This window comes from Bacillus cereus group sp. N6, assembly GCF_016483705.1.
Lineage (GTDB): Bacteria > Bacillota > Bacilli > Bacillales > Bacillaceae_G > Bacillus_A > Bacillus_A wiedmannii.
Window position 1 is genome coordinate 1 of the sequence record NZ_JAEHBI010000067.1, and the last position, 18,462, is coordinate 18,462.

Genomic DNA, 18,462 nt, shown 5'->3' on the forward strand with positions numbered 1-18,462 from the left:
AGTATTTTTTTTCATGTTTTCAAATCGGAAACATGTATTTGGCCTGCTTTTTTGTCTGAAAAAGCTGAGTAGTTACGATAAAACAAACGTGTCACAAGCATAGCTCCAGATGCACCGTACGGATGACCGAGCGCAATTGCACCACCATTTACATTTAATTTTTCGAAAGGAATTTGTAACTCCTTTGCACAAGCAACAACCTTTGAAGCAAATGCTTCATTTATTTCAAAATAATCAATGTCCTCTACTTTCATATTCATTTCGTTTAATAATTTGTTCACCGCAAATATCGGACCAGTCCCCGGAAGATTTGGATCCACTCCAACTACAGCACTGCGGACGAAACGAAGAACAGGCTTGTATCCTAGTTTTCGGGCTTGCCCCTCTTCCATTACAAGAACAGCACATGCTCCGTCATTTACACCGCACGAATTACCTGCCGTTACTGTACCATTTTGTAAAAATGCGGGCTTAGTTCTTTTAATCATTCTTTCATAATTCATTTCTCGTTTTATAGCCTCATCTAAAGGTCCATTAAAAGAAAGTATTTCATCTTGTAAATATCCATTTTCTAATGCTTGCAGTGTCCGTTTATAACTAAGGCAAGCATACTCGTCTTGCATTTCTCTCGTTACATTATAACGCTCTGCAACATATTCAGCCGCCACTCCCATATTAGGATCACCAATTGTTTCTGGTGAAAATCGTGCTCTATTTTGAAAAGTTGATGTACTTGTACTCTCTACTCCTCCTGCAATATAACAATTACCTGCGCCGCCTTGAATGAAATGACATGCGGTGCGAATCGCTTCCAATCCGGCACCACATTGCCGATCAATCGTTACACCAGGAATATGATAACCAAGTCCTGCCGCTAAAGCAGATAATCTTGCAACATTCCCTCCCGGCCCCACAATATTCCCTAATATGACATCGTCTATTTCTCTCTCAATCCCTTTACTTAAAAACGTAAGAAGCGGCGTTACTAATTGCTGAACTTCATAATCTTTCAACATCCCATTTTTCTTACCAATAGGTGTCCTTTTCGCTTCTACAATAACCGCTCTATTCATATATCTTCTCCCGGTTTTCAATCATATTTTTTGCTGCAATACGAGCGATTTTCCCACTATCTGTATACGGTATTTCATCTACAAAATGCCATTCTTTCGGTATTTTAAACGAGGATAATCGTTGTAAGCAAAAACTTTTTAATTGTTGCCTCGTAGCACTTCCTTTTACAATGGCGACAGGTTTTTCACCCCAGTAACTATCTTTCACACCAATTACAACTATTTCATCAACAGCTGGGTGTTCATGTAATACACTTTCTATTTCTTCTGGAAAAATATTAATTCCTCCAAATAAAATCATGTTCTTCTCTCTACCCACTATGTATATAAAGCCTTCTTCATCTTCATAACCTACATCTCGCACTGTCATCCAGCCATCCGTAGTCAACTCTGGAACTAAAACCTTATCCAATATGTAGCCCATAAAAAACTGATCACTTTTCACATAAACAGTTCCTATCTCGCCTTTCTGTACTCCTTCTCCTGCTTCGTTACATATTCGAACTTGAACATTGTGACAAGGTTTTCCTACTGAATTTGGCCTTCTATCGCTCTCTTCATCAACAAGTGCTGTTACAAAACTTAGTTCCGATGCACCGTAAAATTCATATTTTTGCGCATAAGGAAATATACTCTTTATTTTTTCTTTCGCTTCAGCTTCCCATTTCGCTCCTGACGAAATAATTTTCACCCCATTTTCTATTACTCTATTTTCTTTATATAAAGATTCTAGCATTGTCGGAACTGTATACATGACCGAAATATTTTCTGTTTCTAACTTTTCCAGTACTTGATCTGGAATAAACTTTCTCATAATATGCACCGTTTGCCCTACATATAATGCACTTATTGCGCCGTATAAAAAAAGAGAATGAACGAGCGTCCCAGCTATTAAAATAGAATCTTCTTTTTTCATATGAAAGTCATGTATATTGCAATCAAAACTATGAACCCACGATTGTTGTGCACGTAAAAATGCTTTTGCCTTCCCAGTCGATCCTGATGTAAATCCCATATAAAACGGAGCATGTTGTACATCTTTTACAGGGGCATATGCAGGCAGAGAGTTCTCTATCATTCTTTTCCACTCATCAATTTCAATTACTCTTCCTTCTTCATCCGGTAAATCCTTTACCTTATATCGCTCTGTCACAATCATAGCCGGATTACTGATCGCAATTCTTTCTTTGAGCTCATCCTGTTTCCACTTTATATCTAACGGCACACAAACCCATCCGGCCATAGCAGCACCAGCAAATAGTTGTAAAAACTCCATACTATTTTCTAATACAATTGCTATTGTTTTATTCTGCGATTCTTTTTCATTCAACCAGTTTGCTACTTTACACACTGACTCAAACCATTCTTTAAATGTTAATACTCGATCATTTTCCTTTATTGCTATTTTATTTGTTTGTAAAGAGGCATACTTTTTATATTCTTTTGTAATCCCCATTTGAGACGTCCTTTCTTTACAAAATAATAAAAAGAAACACGCAATGAACGTGTTTCTTCTCTTTCTTATCCCGCATTTGTATATTTCCCACTCTTGAGAGCAGGCGTAATAATATGTTTCAATGAACGATGTAATTTCGTTACAAGAATTGCTGCTATAATCGCTTTTATGCAATCACCTGGTAAAAATACGGCACTTACTTTCATCGTCTGCCATATAGAAACATCCATAAAGAAAGCTTGTACAATGATACCAAATACATAAACTACGAAAATACCACCAATTATATTAATACATAATACCTTTATTATAGAAACTTCACGTAAACGCTCAATTAAATAACCAATGACAAACGCTCCAACGATATAACCAAGTAAATATCCTGCACTTGGCCCAACAAATACGCCTGGACCACCGCGTCCACCAGCAAGTAATGGTGCTCCAACTCCAACTATAAGTAAGAAAATAAGCTGACTTAATGCACCAAGACGTGATCCTAACAATCCACCAGCAAGCATAACACCGAGTGATTGTAATGTAATCGGAACTGGTGTAATAGCAAGAGCAATTGGAGGTATTAACCCTAACACTCCCATAATAGAACTAAATAAAGCGACGAAAACTAAGTTTTTTGTATTCATATTTGCTTCTCCTATTTGTAAACTTAAAATGATTTTCAGATAACATATTATAGGAGTTATATTATCTTTCTATTTAGTCTTTGTCAACTTGTTTTAAATATAGGTTTACAAATATTTTTTCAATTATTTCTCTTTATGCAAATGCTCAAGTTCTTTCCGAAGCGCCTGTTTTAAAAACTTCCCAACAGATGTTTTCGGTATTTCTTCCATAAATACAATATCATCTGGTAACCACCACTTCGCAAACTGTGATTTTAAAAACTCATATATTTCTTCTTTTGTTACTGTACTATTTTTCTTTTGAACGACGCAGGCAATTGGTCGCTCTTGCCACTGCGGATGAGGAACGGCAACGACAGCTGCTTCAAATATAGCATCATGTGCCATTAATGCATTTTCAAGGTCAACTGAAGAAATCCACTCACCTCCGCTTTTAATAACATCTTTCGTACGGTCAACAATTTTCACGCAGCCTTCCTCGTCAACCGTAACGACATCTCCTGTATATAACCAACCATCACGAAAACCTTCGACAGTACGTTCATCGTTATAATAACTTTCAGCGATCCATGGTGCTCGTAAACATAGTTCTCCCATTTCCGTACCATCCCACTTCACTTCACCGTTTGTACCGACTACTTTCATCTCTACACCAGGGACAAGATACCCTTGTTTTGAGCGGATTTCTAATTGCTCTTCATATGATAATTCTGTTTCATAACTTTTTAAACGTGCAAGTGTTACGAGTGGGCTTGTTTCAGTCATACCATATGCATGTACGAAAGGAACATTATATTTTTGCTCAAATGCTTTAATAACGCTTTTCGGTGCAGCAGCACCACCGCATAATATTCTCGTTATACTAGATAAATCGTAACTATTATTTTCTAACTCTTGTAATACACCGAGCCAAATTGTCGGCACACCTGCTGCTATCGTTACTTTTTCAGCTTGAATCATCTCTAATAAAATTTTTGGAGTAAACATTGGTCCTGGCAGTACTTGTTTAGTTCCAAACCAAGTAGCTGCAAAAGGAAGCCCCCAAGCGTTCACATGGAACATCGGTACAATTGCCATCGCCGCATCACTTTCCGATAAAGCAGCTGTATCCGCTAAACCGAGTGCCATACAATGCAATACAGTACTACGATGCGTATATACAACACCTTTTGGGTTTCCTGTAGTCGCTGACGTATAACACATACCAGCAGGTGTATTTTCATCAATATCTTTTACAAATTGGAAAGTTGGATTGCCTTCTTCTAATAGCTTTTCATAATGATATACAGGTTCTAGCGTAGTATTGGGAAGTTCATCTTTATCAGTCATAATAATGTAGGCTTGTACAGTTGATAATTGTGATTGAATATTTTCAACAAGTGGTACGAGATCTTCATCTATAAGTAGAATTCGATCTTCTGCGTGCTGAATAATGTATGAAATATGTTGAGGAGATAAACGAATATTAATTGTGTGTAAAACGGAAGCAATACCAGGAATAGCAAAATACGCTTCCACATGTCGATGATGATTCCACGCTAACGTTCCTATACGCTCGCCTTCTTTAATCCCAAGCTTTTGTAACGCACTAGAAAGCCTTCTCGTCCTTTCACCTAACTGCTTATACGTTAACGTCGTAACTGTATCATGTGTCCGTGAAACAATTTCTTTCTTTGAAAACAGTTTTTCTGCTCTTTCCATCATAGAACTAATTGTTAACGGTACATTCATCATCATATTGGTTATATCCCCCTTTAAAGCGTTTTCATTTCGTTCATTATAACAGACTTCTACAAGTGATTACGACATTTTTCCGTATTTTCTGAATTATTTCTTTGGAAATAATTCAGAACGATAAAAAACATGTTTTGAATACATTGATTCGAAACATGTTTTTTATTTTTTATAAACTATCTACCTTTTTTCTTACTTTCTTTTTCATTTTAAAAATAATACGATTGCTATATTCTTTATTCTCTACTAAAATTCGATATATCTCCCACACTCCTACAACACGAACAAAAAGATAGACTCCAATCGCAATAAGTACAACACAGTACGGATAATACTGCACTAATTCTCCTGAAATGATATGCTTTTTCTCAAATAAAAATGGTATCGCTCCTGCTGCTATAAAACAAAATCCAACGATCATTACTGCAGCATACTTCTTCTTAATTACTTCATATCTTTTTGTCAATTCTTTTAGAAAGTTTTGATCAAATAGTAGTTCTTCTTTTTTCAATACATTGTATCGACTCTCTTCTATCGTTGCCGGTACCATCATTGCTCCAATTCCAAGGACAGCAATGATAATGACAAGAAATGTCGACATTGTTGCATTTTCTTTAAATAATAAATACGGTATTGTCGATAAAATGAGCAAACTAAATCCTAACGCAATATATTTAGAAATTTTTTGCCCATACACTATATACCCTTCTGCCATTTCCTGACTTACGTAATAGCCCTCCACATTTTCATTACTTTGCTCAGCAGTTTCTTTTAATAAATAGTCGAGTGATACTTCAAATACATTTCCAATCATTATTAACTTTTCAGTTTCAGGAAAACCTTGACCGTTTTCCCATTTACTAACCGCTTGCCTTGTTGTGTTTAATTTTTCAGCTAATGCTTCTTGAGAAAGGCCCTTTTCCTTTCTTAATTTAAAAAGCTTTTCACCAAATCCCATATGTGTGTCCCCCTTTGTTTTCTTAACTAAATTGTATGTAAACATTACCCTTATCTCTATCTTCCTGCAGTTGCACTTTGTAAACTTATGGTTGCGATTGTGTTATATAGCCGTTTTCTATACGATTTAGCTAGTTTTCTTCTATGATTATGGCGTTAATAAAATACCCTCTCCCAATAACCAATTATAACAATTAAAGGTAATTACTGTCACAAAAAACAAAAACTCCCTTATTCATTTAAAGGAGTTTTCGATATGAAGTATTCCAATAAGGGTTAATTTGTCTTCCCCATATTGATTCACAATTTCTTCTATACATTTTTGTATGTCGTGCAACGATTAATAAGCATCCCACACAGTATATGTTGTCATCTCTTTATATAAGGACATACTCATATATATATATATGTAAATTATTACTCCTCTAACTTCCCTAATAAAAACACTTCTCCATAATCATAACGGCTTCTGCTTAAACTTTTCATAATGTCGTACTTTTAATAAAAGGATATTCCCACAATCTGTACAAATATAAGCATCTACTGGTGAAGATGTGAACATCGTCTCCTTTTTCCGTATTTGTGCATAACCGACAAACTCCCCTTCTCCTATGTTATGAGAACCACAATTAGAGCATGTCTGCACGTCTTCCTGTTTCATGAGAGCACCACCTTTAATCTGTTTCCACTCCCTTCGACAGTTAACTTCCATTTCCCTTCCAAAAAACCTCTTATTCTCTTACATTTCAACAGGAATCTCCGAACAAACATCGTATATGTACTATGAAATATATTTATTGACGGAGGAATATTATGAGTACAATTATGACACTCAATGCAGCTCAAGAAATTGAAAACGCAGAAATACATATGCTCTCTTCTAGACTACAAGCACTACAAGCGTTAGCTGAAAATCCAATGCAAATACAAATGAAAAAGTTCGGGAATGCCACTGCCTTTTCATCAAAAATAATTTTTGGTCCTGCTTTTAACACAGTAAAAGGCGTTACCTTTACAAATACAGATGAGATAGATGAAATCATCTCTTATTATCAATCGCTACAAATCCCTTGTCGTTTTGAAATTACACCCGCTCAAGGTACAGCTGAATTATTTCAATACTTATCTCAAAAAGGATTTTACCAATCCAGCTTCCATACCGCTTTATATAGTATACCGAGAGAAGATCCATCCCTACTTACTTCTAACATTTCAGTACGCCAACTAAAAGAAAATGAATTTCATATTTTTGCAGACATATATGTACGTGGATTTAACATACCACCCTTTACAAAAGATGGCGTACGCCAAAATAACGAAATTCTCTACAATAAACCTGGCTGGCATTTTTTCATAGCCGAAGTTCAAAATACTCCTGCAGGCATTGGTGTCCTGTATATAAATAATGGGATTGCTTCATTAGCTGCTTCTGCTACTTTGCCAGAATTTCAGCGTAAAGGCTGTCATACTGCCTTAATTCAAAAACGAATAGAAAAAGCCCTAGCGAAAAACTGTCATTTAATAGTCGGACAAGCAAGGTTCGGTACCGGAAGTCAAAATAATATGGAACGTGCCCATATGAAAATTGCTTATACAAAATCAATATGGACTGCAAAAGACATGTAATTTACATGCTTTCTCTTCTCATTACAATTTTATACATTTCATGACAATTCCTTTTCTATCCTATTAATCATTTGAATATTCAAACTAGATTTGTTACGCTATTACTAGATACATCATTCAACTTGCAACATGAAAAGAGAATTCTAATCAAACTACAAGGAGGAGAAATGTATGACTAAGAATGATCATGGTTTAAAGGAAAAAGTAGAAGGTGCCATTGATAAAGTAAAAGGTGAAGTAAAAGAAGTTGTCGGGAAAGTAACTGACAATAAGAAATTACAAGCTGAAGGAAAATGGGATAAAGTGAGAGGCACTGCTAAAGATACGGTTGGTAATGTAAAAGAGAAAATACATGAATATAAAGAGCATAAAGAGAATAAATAAAAAAGAACTAGGATATATGGTTGTGCAAGTAGGGAGTTACTAGATCCTAGAAAAAAGAATTTGTATTTTATATTTACCCATAAAATCATTTTAAAGACAAATAGATGCCTCAAGGCATCTATTTGTCTTTAAATAACTATTTTACTTCTACTGTATAATTACCTAATAGCTCAGGCTTTCTCTTACTAACATAGTGCATTTGCTAGAGTAAAAGATTACTTTGTGAAATTTGGTTTTAGGTCACCTGTATACGGTTCATGCTCAACAAAGATTTTTATATCTTTTCCATTCGCATCTTTCCCGATTCTTGTATACGTAAATTTCTCTTTATTTAGCTCAGTCAGTTCAAGGACCGCACCATATTTATTATTTCCTAACGAAACGTGAGCCCTTATTTTATTACCATGTACAACATCAAAGAAACCATAGTCTCCACGACTTTCTCCTGTATTCGCATTGAAAAACTCGTATTTATTTGTATTTTTATCGTATTTTGCTAGACTGATTAAGTTTGAGTTGTATTTTGTTACATCATTACCCTGTTCGTCTAATACCACCGTTCCATTCCATAGTGTACTAGATAAAATTTCATCTCCATCAACGTCTGTAACTATTTTCCCCGTCGAGCTTTCCAACTTTTTATCAGGTCGCGTGAAAGAAAGTTCTTTTCCATGGTAAGGAACATGTTCAACAAACACTTCTACATCGTTCCCTTTTGCATCTTTTCCCATTCTTTTATATGTAAATTTCTCCTTGTCTAATTGCGTTAATTCAACAACTGCTTGATAATTTTGCGTTTCAGAAATTAACACCCTTTTCTTTCCATCATTCGTTATAAAAAAGGTACCGCTATCATTACGACTCTCTCCTGTACTTGCATTAAAAAATTCATACCTTGCAGTTTTAGCATCATATTTTGCAAGCCCGATGAAATTTTGATTTTCTTTCGTTACATCATTATGATCTTTGTCATAGACTTTTGTCCCTTTCCAGTTTGTTTCACCAAGTATGCTAGCTAGTAGTTGCCCTTTCGTTTGTTGAATTTGCTCGGTTTCTTGTATTGCATTGTATAAAAATTGTGCGTACTGTTCACGCGTCACATCCATACTTGGAGCAAATTTCCCTCCTCCTACTCCTTTTGCAATATTATTTGTTTGAACAGCACTAATTGCATTTCTTGCCCATGAGTTCGTTGCAACGTCATTAAAAGTATGATCACTCTTTGCCTTTAAATGAAAAGCATTTGTAAGAACCTGTGCCATTTCTGCGCGTGTTAAGGATGCCTTCGGTCTAAAGTTTCCATGCTCATCCCCCTTAAAAACACCCATTTCTGTTAAAGATAAAATTTCCTTTATATAGCTTGTTGAATCTTCACTTACGCCACCGTATGGGTTTTGATAATTTTTGTTTTCTTCCATATTAAAATAACGATACATTAAAGCTGCAACTTGTTCACGTGTTACGTTATCTCCAAAACCAAATCTTCCATCATCATAGCCAAAAATGATTTTCTCACCTGCTAATTGCTGAATCGCCTCATATGCCCAGTGCCCCTTTGGAACATCTTTGAATACACCAGTATGATTCGTGTTTGGTGTAACCTCTTCTGCTTTCACCTCTCCACTCGTTTCACTTAATAAACTTCCACCTAAAACTGCTGATATGATACATGTTTTTAAAATTGTTTTATTCATAGCTTCCCAATCCCTTCCTTCATTTAACAAAGAATTACACCACTTATCTTCCAAAAGAAGATTCTATGTGAGCAATTCATGTTTTAAATTTTGATTACAGCTAATTGGATACAAAGGGTTACACATCCAAATTTCTTCTTTGTAGTATCCATAGCTGCTATATATAGGAATTATAAATAGCAACTATAAATTGCCTATAAATAAATTATTAAAAAAAGATAAAATTAAGATAATATATTTTTAATCTCAATCTAAAAAACGTTATTCTTTCTCATCTAGCTTGTTAAGAAAGAATAACGTTTTTAGTTCTAGGGTTCTTTTTGACAAAAGAAATGAAACTTTATTTTATATGCCCAAAAACAACTTCACGGCCTTTTCCAAACAGAACATCGGAAAAAGCCGTGGCATAATACTTATTTTATAATTGACGGAATACGGCCAAAATGGCTCTTTTACTTCCCTTCATTCTTCTCTAACACATACAAATCTTCTTCAATATTAGATAGTTTCTCTGTTACAAGCTTTCTAGCATCTCCAATTGCTTGATTGTATGCAAACGGTCCTACTAATTTAATCATTTCTTCTATTAATCGCTCTGCTTGGAAACGTCCAATTTCATCTAAATCTTCTTCAACGAAAAATTGCTGAATTTGTGCCACAAGCTCTTCTTTTTTATCATTAGGTATTTTTATATTCATCATCATTTGTTACTCCTCTATATTTAAGTTAGTCCGTTTCTTAACTCTACCATAGAAAAATGCTTTCCAGGACAACTTTTTGTAACGCCTTCTAGCTCCCTATGACCAAGTATATTTTCTTTCTTTATAGCAAACTGCTTCATAAACATTTCACATAAAGAATATAATGCATTCATTTGTGCGGTAGTTGGATCATATTTATCAAAATTACCCGTCATACATATTCCAATTGTATCCCTATTATTATCTTTCGCATGTGCTCCAATATGTAAACCTCGCCCTTCGACTACAGTTCCATCTTCTTCAATAAAATAATTGTAACCGATCCCGCTCCACCCTCTTACTTTTTGATGAAATTCATGTGTTTTATACACATCCCATCCATCTTCGGATGTATGGTGGATAATCAGTTTATTAACTTTCTCTAAAGGAACTAATTCATCTTGAAATGTTAAATTAACACATTTAATTTCCATTTGAACATCCTCCCCTTAAAAATCAATGATCATAATTGTTTTATCATCTGGTCTTATTCTCTTTTCCCCTTCTAGCTCTTCAATGATTGCTACATATTCACTTATACTATTCTTTCTTATATATGCAACAGTTTGTTCAAGTGGCCAATCTGGGTGGAATAATCCGTCTGAACAAATAAAAATCCCACTCACTTCATCTATATGTAGTTCACCATGTTGTAAATAATGTATCGCTTCTTTCATTCCATTTGCAACAGAATACCCGTCCTGCATATTTGCAAGATAACGATTATATTTTAACTGTTCTCGCACATCTTGAAAAACATGTTCTTCTGGTACAGTTAACCCTTTATTACGGTCTTCTTCCCTCTTTTTTTTTGCTCGTTTACTAATTCCTTCAACCGTGTCTTGCGTTAATACTTGCATCGTTCCATTTTGAAGTATTGCGACAATCATACAGTCCCCTAACTGTGCGTATTCAATTTTCTCACCATCTATTTGAACTGCCGCAATACATGTACACCACAAATGCTCTTTCTTTCTCGTATCTACTTCATACTCTAACATTTTGCTTTGCAATGCTTCATTTGCTTTTGCAACGGCAACTTGCAAACTATGATTTTCACGTAATGAAGCAAAATAACTTGCAAATAAATGCGAAGCGATGTATGCTCCATTATGTCCCTTTTCATCACGAAACGGGACGAGCGGTGTTGCACCATCACATACACCATACATCTTTTTTTCTTCATTACAAAAATAAGAATCCTCACATTCTTGCTTCAACGGGCTTTTCTGTTGATACGTTTTTATCCTCATATCTGTATCCCCTTTCAAACGAGAAAATACTCGAATTCTTTTGATTAATCTAATTTTCCGAAATAAACTGTTTTTACCCAAAACTTTCAATATCATATATAATCTTGAAATAATATGAATTTTTTAGTGAAGGACGGGAAAGAAATGGTCAGATTTCTTGGTGTTATTATCGGTTCTATTATTATTGCGATTGCATTTAATCTTTTCCTTATCCCCCACAAAATTTTAAGTAGTGGAATTGGCGGAATTGCTATTATTTTAGGGATTGTAACTCCTGTAAACACGGGTATTATTAACTTTGTATTAAACTTACCTATCCTTATTTTAGGTTACATAGGTCTTGGAAAAAAAGTGATTTTTAACACTGTTATCTCTGTTATTGTATTATCTGTTGCATTATACTACGTTCCAGTAAAAGTCGTAGCAACAGACCCACTTTTATCATCTATCTTTGGTGGTGTCATTGCCGGAGCTGGTATCGGCCTTGTTTTTAACTGTAATGGATCAACTGGTGGATTTGATATTATCGGTATGCTATTGTCTCGAAAAAGAGACATTAAACTTGGTGGATTCCTTATTATTTTAAATGCAGTCGTTGTAATAATTGCAGGATTCTTCTTCACTTGGGATGTTGCTCTTACAAGCTTACTTTCAATTTATGTAACTGGTAAAGTGATCGATGCTATTCATACGAAACATCGAAAGGTTACACTTATGATTGTAACAAATGAAGCAGAAAAAATGAAAAAACAACTCCTTTCAACTGTTGTACGTGGAATTACATTACTTGATGGCGAAGGTGCTTATTCCAGCGAAAAAAAACGTGTACTTATGACCGTCGTTTCTCGTGAAGAATTAGCAAGTATGAAATTAACAATTTCCGAAATTGACCCTCATGCATTCGTTAACATTACCGAAACGGTTGAAGTATTAGGATTGTTTAGAAAAGGTTAAAAAACTAGGTGGATTTCCACCTAGTTTTTATTTTCCATAAATTCAATTCGATTTCCGAACGGATCTGACACATAAAATCTAATTACATCTGGCCGTGCATGATCATCTATTACTTCAATGCCTTGCTTTATTAACTCTTGTTTAAATTCATCAATTTTTAAAACATAAAAAGCTGGATGCGCCTTTTTAGCTGGATTGAAGTTTTTCTCAACTCCGATATGAATCTCTTGATTTCCACACTTAAACCAGCACCCACCACGCTTCTTTAATTCCTCCGGCTTCGGTATTTCCTCCATACCTATTTTATTACCGTAAAACTCTCTTGCTTCTTCTTCACATCCTACAGGCGCAGCTACTTGCACATGATCGATACCTTGAATATAATTTCTCATTTTCTCTCCCCCCTCTTCTACCCTAATGTTATAAAGAAAACCTACTTTTGTAACTTACAAAAGAGTTATAAAACAATATAAGCTCCCCTTATTACCACCTTGTACTCACTTTGCAAAAAATAAAGAAAACAAAATTTATTATATAACTTCCATTTTTTATAGAAATACACATTACATCTATATTATAGTTATGAATAGACAAATCTTTTTAGATGCTATTTGTACGGAGGAACTATTATGAGTCGTAAAAAATATTCATCAACTCAAAGAAAACGTCATCCGAACATTTCTAGACGTTTGCGAAACCATATACAAAATCGTTCATTAACAGAAATGTACGCATCTCTGTTCGAACACAATCCTGATAGTATTATTTCATTAAATTTAGAGGGAGTTATACTACATATAAATCCTTCTGCCGAAAAAATATTAGGTTACACTTCTTTAGAATTAGAACAGAAAAATATTACCTCTATTTTAGAAGCTCGTATTTCTGAGCAAGTATTACAAAATATAAAGAATACTGGAGCGGATAATCAACAAGAGTATATCTTATCAATTTATCATAAAAATGGATTCTTATTAGACGTCGTGACAAAACTAGTTCCTATTTTTGTCCAAAATCGTCTAACTGGCGTATATGCCATTATGAAGCCTCTTGAAAAATCAGAAAGAATTGAGAATATGCTAAAAGAAAGTGAGAAGAGGTTACGTACATTAGTGAACTCCATGCCTGCGTTTGTTATATTTAAGGATCATGAGGGGCGCTGGCTTGAGGCAAATGACTACGCACTTTCTTGTTTCAATTTCCATCATGTACCTTACCACGGGAAAAAAGATAGTGAACTCATTCAATATAACGAAGCGTACCGAGAGGCTTTTTTACATTGTGAAGAAGTCGACGAACTAGCATGGCAACAAAGACAAATTCTTCATGGCGAGGAATTTATTATTCATAGAGATGATTTCGATCTAATCTTAAGTATATCGAAAGTTCCACTTTATCATTCTGACGGCTCCCGTAAAGGTCTTATCGTAATGGGAAGAGATGTTACCGAGCTAAAAGAAACGGAAAAGTTATTACGAAAATCAGAAAAGCTCGCAGTAGTCGGACAACTGACAGCTGGAATTGCACATGAAATTCGAAATCCACTCACTTCTCTAAAAGGTTTTCTAACATTGCTACTCCCTGAAATAAATGAGGAGCAGAAATGGTATATCGATGTTATGTTAAGTGAGATTTCACAGATGGAATCTATCACGAGTCAATTTATGGCGATGTCTAAACCACAAGTATTATCTATCCAAACTTGTAACATACAAGCTTTAATTGAAGAGGTAGTTACATTTATTTTACCAACTGCTATTATGCATAGTGTTCATATCATTATGGATCATTTTGATTACAAACATGATATTCAATGTGATGGTAACCAATTAAAACAAGTTTTTATAAATATATTAAAAAATGCGATAGAAGCAATGCCAAATGGCGGAAATATTTACATCCAAACAAAGCCATTAGAGGATACTTTCATCTTAATACGTATTATCGATGAAGGTTGCGGTATCCCAGAAGATCGTATCTCTCGTTTAGGTGAACCATTTTATAGTTTAAAAGAAAAGGGAACAGGACTAGGATTAATGATGTGTTACAAAATAATTGAAGAACATCATGGTAAATTACACATTTCAAGCGAATTAAATAAAGGTACGATCGTTGATATTCAGCTACCACTTTCTTCGTCTCATCTTGCAATTCAGTCGTAAATAAAAAAAGAAGCATCTACTAGTTGTTAGCAGATGCTTCTTTTTTAAAATGCTTTGTCATACCATTCTTTTGCTTTTTCTACTTCACTCATTGTTAATTGATGCCCTCTATTTTCCCAATGCATTGTTACATTAGCGTTTGCATTTTCTAATAGTACCTTTAATTCCTCTGACTCTCCTGATGAACAAATCGGGTCATTTGTCCCAGCAGCGATAAACACGGATTTCCCTGCTAAATTAGGCAATTGTGTTCCTCTTCTAGGCACCATTGGGTGATGAAGCACAGCACCTTTTAATGCATTTTCGTAATGGAATAATAAGCTTGCAGCAATGTTTGCTCCATTTGAATAACCGATAGCTACAATGTTATTTCTATCAAATTCATATGTTTTTGCAGCTTCATCTAAAAATTCATTTAATTCCTTCGTACGGAAAATTAAATCCTCTTCATCAAAAATGCCTTCTGCCAATCGGCGGAAGAAACGTGGCATGCCATTTTCTAATACATTCCCCCTAACACTTAATACAGATGCTTCCCGATCAATTATTTCTGCAAGTGGTAATAAATCTAATTCATTACCTCCTGTACCATGAAGTAATAACAACACTGGTTTTGACGTATCTTTTCCTTTTTGAAAAATATGTTTCATCATAATCCTTTTCCCCTTTCAATCACTTTTCGTCTAAATTTCTCACTTCAAATGGTAAAAGTGTTTGTTCAATTTGTTTTCTATGTGGTTCATATTGCTCCGGTAACTTTAATTCCTCACCCATCGTCTCTAACGATTCGTCATGAGCGAAACCAGGAGGGTCTGTTGCAATTTCGAATAAGATTTCCCCGTGTTCTCTAAAATAAATTGCGTTAAAATAATTTCGATCTTGTACAGGAGTTACGTGATATCCAAAACGAGACACATGCTCTTTCCAGTCTAGTTGATCATCATCGTTAGTCGCTCTCCAAGCAATATGGTGGACTGTACCAACACCCATTTGGCCACGCCCGATTGTCGATAGCCTCAAGTCAATAATATTCCCAATATCAGCAGAAGAACGGAATCGAACGAATTCACCTTCTTCTCCAATTTTCTCAAGACCCATAACATGCTCTAACAATTCAGCTGTTTTTTGAGGTTGTGCAGATAAAAGAACAGCACCGCCAAATCCTTTAATTGCTACTTCTGGCGTAACTTCTCCAAAAGTCCAATTATTTAATTCGCCTTCTTCTCTTTCTACTAATTCTATATGCAAACCATGTGGATCATCAAATTCTAAATACTGCTCTCCAAATCGAGTCATTTTTGTATACGAAATATCGAATTTTTCTAATCTATTTTCCCAAAACTCCATTGCGCCCTTTGGTACGACATAAGACGTAATGCCTACTTGACCGTCACCAATAATTCCTTGACGAGCACCTGCCCATGGGAAAAACGTAATAATTGTTCCAGGCTTTCCTCCTTCATTACCAAAATAAAGATGGTACGTGCCTGGATCATCAAAATTCACTGTTTGTTTCACTAAACGTAAACCTAACACACCAGCATAAAAATCTACATTTTCTTGTGGGTGTCCTACGATTGCTGTAATGTGATGAATTCCCATCATTTTCTTTTCCATTTTCTCCGCCCCTTTTTATTTCATTTTAAAAACTTGTATACATTAAAATTCATTATTCATTTTGTCCATACTGCAAAGTAAAATCCATCTTTATGATTTTATCTTTAATTCGAGATATAAGCTGTGAAATTACGCATTATCTTCTATATCACTGAATTCATCTCGAATTCGAGATAATTTCCAAAAAATATTTACTCCATCTGAAATCTTTATTCGGAAATAAATTATCTTGAACTTAAGATTTATTATAAGTTACTTACTTTTAGTTGTCAACAAGTTACTTATTTTCATTTTAAATCAAAAGAGAGTAAATGCTAGTTATCATTTACTCTCTTCGCTAATTATTTCGTTTCCTCTTCCAACACTGCTTCCATCTCATTAAATTCACGATGAATTGCTTTCACTGGTTCTTTCGTTAATAAACTTACAACAATAACAGCTAATAAGCTACAGAAGAATCCAGGTACCATTTCATACATAGTGGCTTTTAAACTTGGAATTTGTACCCAAGTAATAACAACTACTGCACCTACAATCATCCCAGCAAGAACGCCCCATTTGTTCGTTCTCTTCCAATATAAACTTAATAAAATAGCGGGTCCGAATGCTGAACCAAATCCTGCCCAAGCATAACCGACAAGTGTTAAAATTGTATCACTTGGATGATATGCTAAAACAACTGCAATCATAGCTACTACTAATACTGACAGTCTACCGATAAATACAAGTTCTTTATCACTAGCGTCCCGACGGAAAAATGTTTTATAGAAATCTTCCGTTACTGCACTTGAAATAACAAGTAATTGCGAGGAAATACTACTCATAACCGAAGCCAAAATAGCTGATAGTAAAAACCCAGTAATGTACGGATGGAATAAAATATTTGAGAATGTTACAAAGACCATTTCCGGGTCTTGTAATGTCTCATTATTTTTAGCGTAATAAGCAATACCAATTAGACCAGTAAGCATTGCACCTATAATTGAAATCGTCATCCAACCGATACCGATTCTACGAGAAGTTTTTAAATCTTTAATAGAGGTAATTGCCATAAAGCGAACAATAATATGCGGTTGCCCAAAATACCCAAGACCCCATGCTAAAAATGAAATAATACCAAGAATTGTAGTCCCTTTAAACATATCTAAACGCGATGCATCAACTTGCTTAATTGTATTGAATGTTTCTGTTACACCGCCCACATCTGTAAAAGCAACAATTGGTACTAATACAAGCGCAATAAACATAATACATCCTTGCACAAAGTCGGTCCAACTTACTGCTAAAAAGCCACCGAATAGTGTATAAGCAACTACGACACCGACAGTTACAAATAAACCAATTTTGTAATCAAGGTTGAAAGAGTTTTCAAACAAACGCCCACCTGATACTAAACCAGCCGACGCATAAAATGTGAAAAATACTAAAATGACGATAGCGGAGACAAAACGAAGTATTTTCGTACGATCTTTAAATCGATTCTCTAAAAAGTCTGGAATCGTAATTGAATCATTTGCCACTTCTGTATACGTTCGCAAACGCGGGGCAAGAATTAAATAGTTTGCATAAGCACCTATTAATAACCCTATCGCAATCCATACACTAGATAATCCTGTTGCATACATCGCACCAGGTAATCCCATTAGCATCCAACCACTCATGTCAGAAGCACCAGCTGATAAAGCTGTAACTGCTGGACCGAGTCCCCTTCCGCCTAACATATAATCTGATAAATCGGATGTCTTCTTATAAGACCAATAACCGATATACAACATACCTGCCATATAAATAGCAAGCGAAACCATAATCTCAATCTTCACCAAATCTCTCCCTTAGTTACATAAGCCATTCAAAATTTCGAAAAATGACTTTTTCTATTTTCTTGTTTTCGCTTATGGTTCCCTACCTTAACAAACATTTTTTGTTCTTTCAAGTGAACAAGCCCTTTTCACTACATGTGAAAACCTTTATAAACGCCTTTATCCCAGTGGATTACCCCGGTTTTAAAATAAATTAAGGTAAAAATATTCAGAAAATATAATACCTTATTTTCATTCACTTATCAGACAAATTTTAAAAGAAAAAAAGCCATACGAATTGAAGTGACCCCTAAAAGTTAGACACGGTTATTTCATTAGGCAGCTTGATAAAAGTGAGTCCGGTATTGCACC

At 35.0% G+C, this 18,462-nt stretch carries 17 protein-coding genes and 1 pseudogene; 4 read left to right on the plus strand and 14 right to left on the minus strand.

Annotated features, from left to right (window positions below; genetic code table 11):
* Positions 1-74: 74 nt before the first annotated feature.
* The 6 genes and pseudogenes from JDS99_RS27735 to JDS99_RS27760 form a co-directional block, all read right to left on the minus strand.
* Positions 75-1,073 (minus strand): annotated as a pseudogene (locus tag JDS99_RS27735) (acetyl-CoA C-acyltransferase); the annotation flags it as partial.
* The gene (locus tag JDS99_RS27740; protein WP_088064195.1) at positions 1,066-2,529 is read right to left on the minus strand and encodes an acyl-CoA synthetase; all 1,464 of its coding nucleotides are present in this window, start codon (positions 2,527-2,529) and stop codon (positions 1,066-1,068) included. The pseudogene JDS99_RS27735 and the gene JDS99_RS27740, both read right to left, overlap by 8 nt.
* Before the next feature lie 65 nt (positions 2,530-2,594).
* Positions 2,595-3,170 carry a biotin transporter BioY gene (locus tag JDS99_RS27745; RefSeq protein ID WP_001093321.1) on the minus strand — a complete coding sequence of 192 codons (576 nt, stop codon included), beginning with the start codon at positions 3,168-3,170 and terminating at the stop codon, positions 2,595-2,597.
* Between the two features lie 123 nt (positions 3,171-3,293).
* Positions 3,294-4,907 (minus strand): long-chain fatty acid--CoA ligase, encoded by a 1,614-nt coding sequence (locus JDS99_RS27750; protein WP_088064196.1) that lies wholly within the window; start codon positions 4,905-4,907, stop codon positions 3,294-3,296.
* 166 nt (positions 4,908-5,073) lie between these two features.
* On the minus strand, positions 5,074-5,862 hold the full coding sequence (locus JDS99_RS27755; RefSeq protein WP_088064197.1) for a helix-turn-helix domain-containing protein: 789 nt from the start codon (positions 5,860-5,862) through the stop codon (positions 5,074-5,076).
* 456 nt (positions 5,863-6,318) lie between these two features.
* The gene (locus tag JDS99_RS27760) at positions 6,319-6,522 is read right to left on the minus strand and encodes a hypothetical protein (RefSeq protein ID WP_048544090.1); all 204 of its coding nucleotides are present in this window, start codon (positions 6,520-6,522) and stop codon (positions 6,319-6,321) included.
* A gap of 152 nt (positions 6,523-6,674) precedes the next feature.
* On the opposite strand from JDS99_RS27760, the gene JDS99_RS27765 reads away from it, so the two are divergent.
* Both JDS99_RS27765 and JDS99_RS27770 read left to right on the plus strand, forming a co-directional pair.
* A complete protein-coding gene (locus JDS99_RS27765; protein ID WP_088064199.1) occupies positions 6,675-7,487 on the plus strand; it encodes a GNAT family N-acetyltransferase in 813 nt (270 codons plus the stop codon).
* A 171-nt stretch (positions 7,488-7,658) separates the two neighbouring features.
* Positions 7,659-7,871, plus strand: coding sequence for a CsbD family protein (locus JDS99_RS27770; protein ID WP_199696138.1), 213 nt, complete (start codon positions 7,659-7,661; stop codon positions 7,869-7,871).
* A gap of 215 nt (positions 7,872-8,086) precedes the next feature.
* On the opposite strand, the gene JDS99_RS27775 is transcribed toward JDS99_RS27770, so the two are convergent.
* The 4 genes from JDS99_RS27775 to JDS99_RS27790 all read right to left on the minus strand — a co-directional run bounded on the left by JDS99_RS27775 (position 8,087) and on the right by JDS99_RS27790 (position 11,558).
* Positions 8,087-9,565: a DUF4822 domain-containing protein gene (locus JDS99_RS27775; protein ID WP_199696139.1), complete on the minus strand. Its 1,479-nt coding sequence runs from the start codon at positions 9,563-9,565 to the stop codon at positions 8,087-8,089.
* A 452-nt stretch (positions 9,566-10,017) separates the two neighbouring features.
* On the minus strand, positions 10,018-10,269 hold the full coding sequence (locus tag JDS99_RS27780; RefSeq protein ID WP_001994665.1) for a DUF2164 domain-containing protein: 252 nt from the start codon (positions 10,267-10,269) through the stop codon (positions 10,018-10,020).
* A 17-nt stretch (positions 10,270-10,286) separates the two neighbouring features.
* Positions 10,287-10,739, minus strand: a complete 453-nt coding sequence (locus tag JDS99_RS27785) for a peptidoglycan recognition protein family protein (protein ID WP_199696140.1) — start codon at positions 10,737-10,739, stop codon at positions 10,287-10,289.
* Between the two features lie 15 nt (positions 10,740-10,754).
* A complete protein-coding gene (locus JDS99_RS27790; RefSeq protein WP_088064202.1) occupies positions 10,755-11,558 on the minus strand; it encodes a protein phosphatase 2C domain-containing protein in 804 nt (267 codons plus the stop codon).
* 144 nt (positions 11,559-11,702) lie between these two features.
* Here JDS99_RS27790 and JDS99_RS27795 point away from each other — a divergent pair, with 144 nt between their 5' ends.
* Entirely contained in the window at positions 11,703-12,512 is an 810-nt protein-coding gene (locus tag JDS99_RS27795; protein WP_000251342.1) for a YitT family protein, read from the plus strand.
* A 20-nt stretch (positions 12,513-12,532) separates the two neighbouring features.
* Here JDS99_RS27795 and JDS99_RS27800 read toward each other — a convergent pair whose 3' ends face one another.
* Positions 12,533-12,904 (minus strand): VOC family protein, encoded by a 372-nt coding sequence (locus tag JDS99_RS27800; protein WP_001246939.1) that lies wholly within the window; start codon positions 12,902-12,904, stop codon positions 12,533-12,535.
* A gap of 237 nt (positions 12,905-13,141) precedes the next feature.
* Between JDS99_RS27800 and JDS99_RS27805 the strand changes: the two genes are divergently transcribed.
* Complete coding sequence (locus JDS99_RS27805; RefSeq protein ID WP_106383391.1) at positions 13,142-14,674, plus strand: BA3702 family sensor histidine kinase; 1,533 nt, start codon at positions 13,142-13,144, stop codon at positions 14,672-14,674.
* Between the two features lie 44 nt (positions 14,675-14,718).
* On the opposite strand, the gene JDS99_RS27810 is transcribed toward JDS99_RS27805, so the two are convergent.
* The 3 genes from JDS99_RS27810 to putP form a co-directional block, all read right to left on the minus strand.
* A complete protein-coding gene (locus tag JDS99_RS27810) occupies positions 14,719-15,327 on the minus strand; it encodes an alpha/beta hydrolase (protein WP_088064204.1) in 609 nt (202 codons plus the stop codon).
* A gap of 19 nt (positions 15,328-15,346) precedes the next feature.
* Positions 15,347-16,291, minus strand: coding sequence for a ring-cleaving dioxygenase (locus JDS99_RS27815; RefSeq protein ID WP_088608922.1), 945 nt, complete (start codon positions 16,289-16,291; stop codon positions 15,347-15,349).
* A gap of 341 nt (positions 16,292-16,632) precedes the next feature.
* Complete coding sequence (gene putP, locus JDS99_RS27820) at positions 16,633-18,111, minus strand: sodium/proline symporter PutP (protein ID WP_199696141.1); 1,479 nt, start codon at positions 18,109-18,111, stop codon at positions 16,633-16,635.
* Between the last annotated feature and the right edge of the window lie 351 nt (positions 18,112-18,462).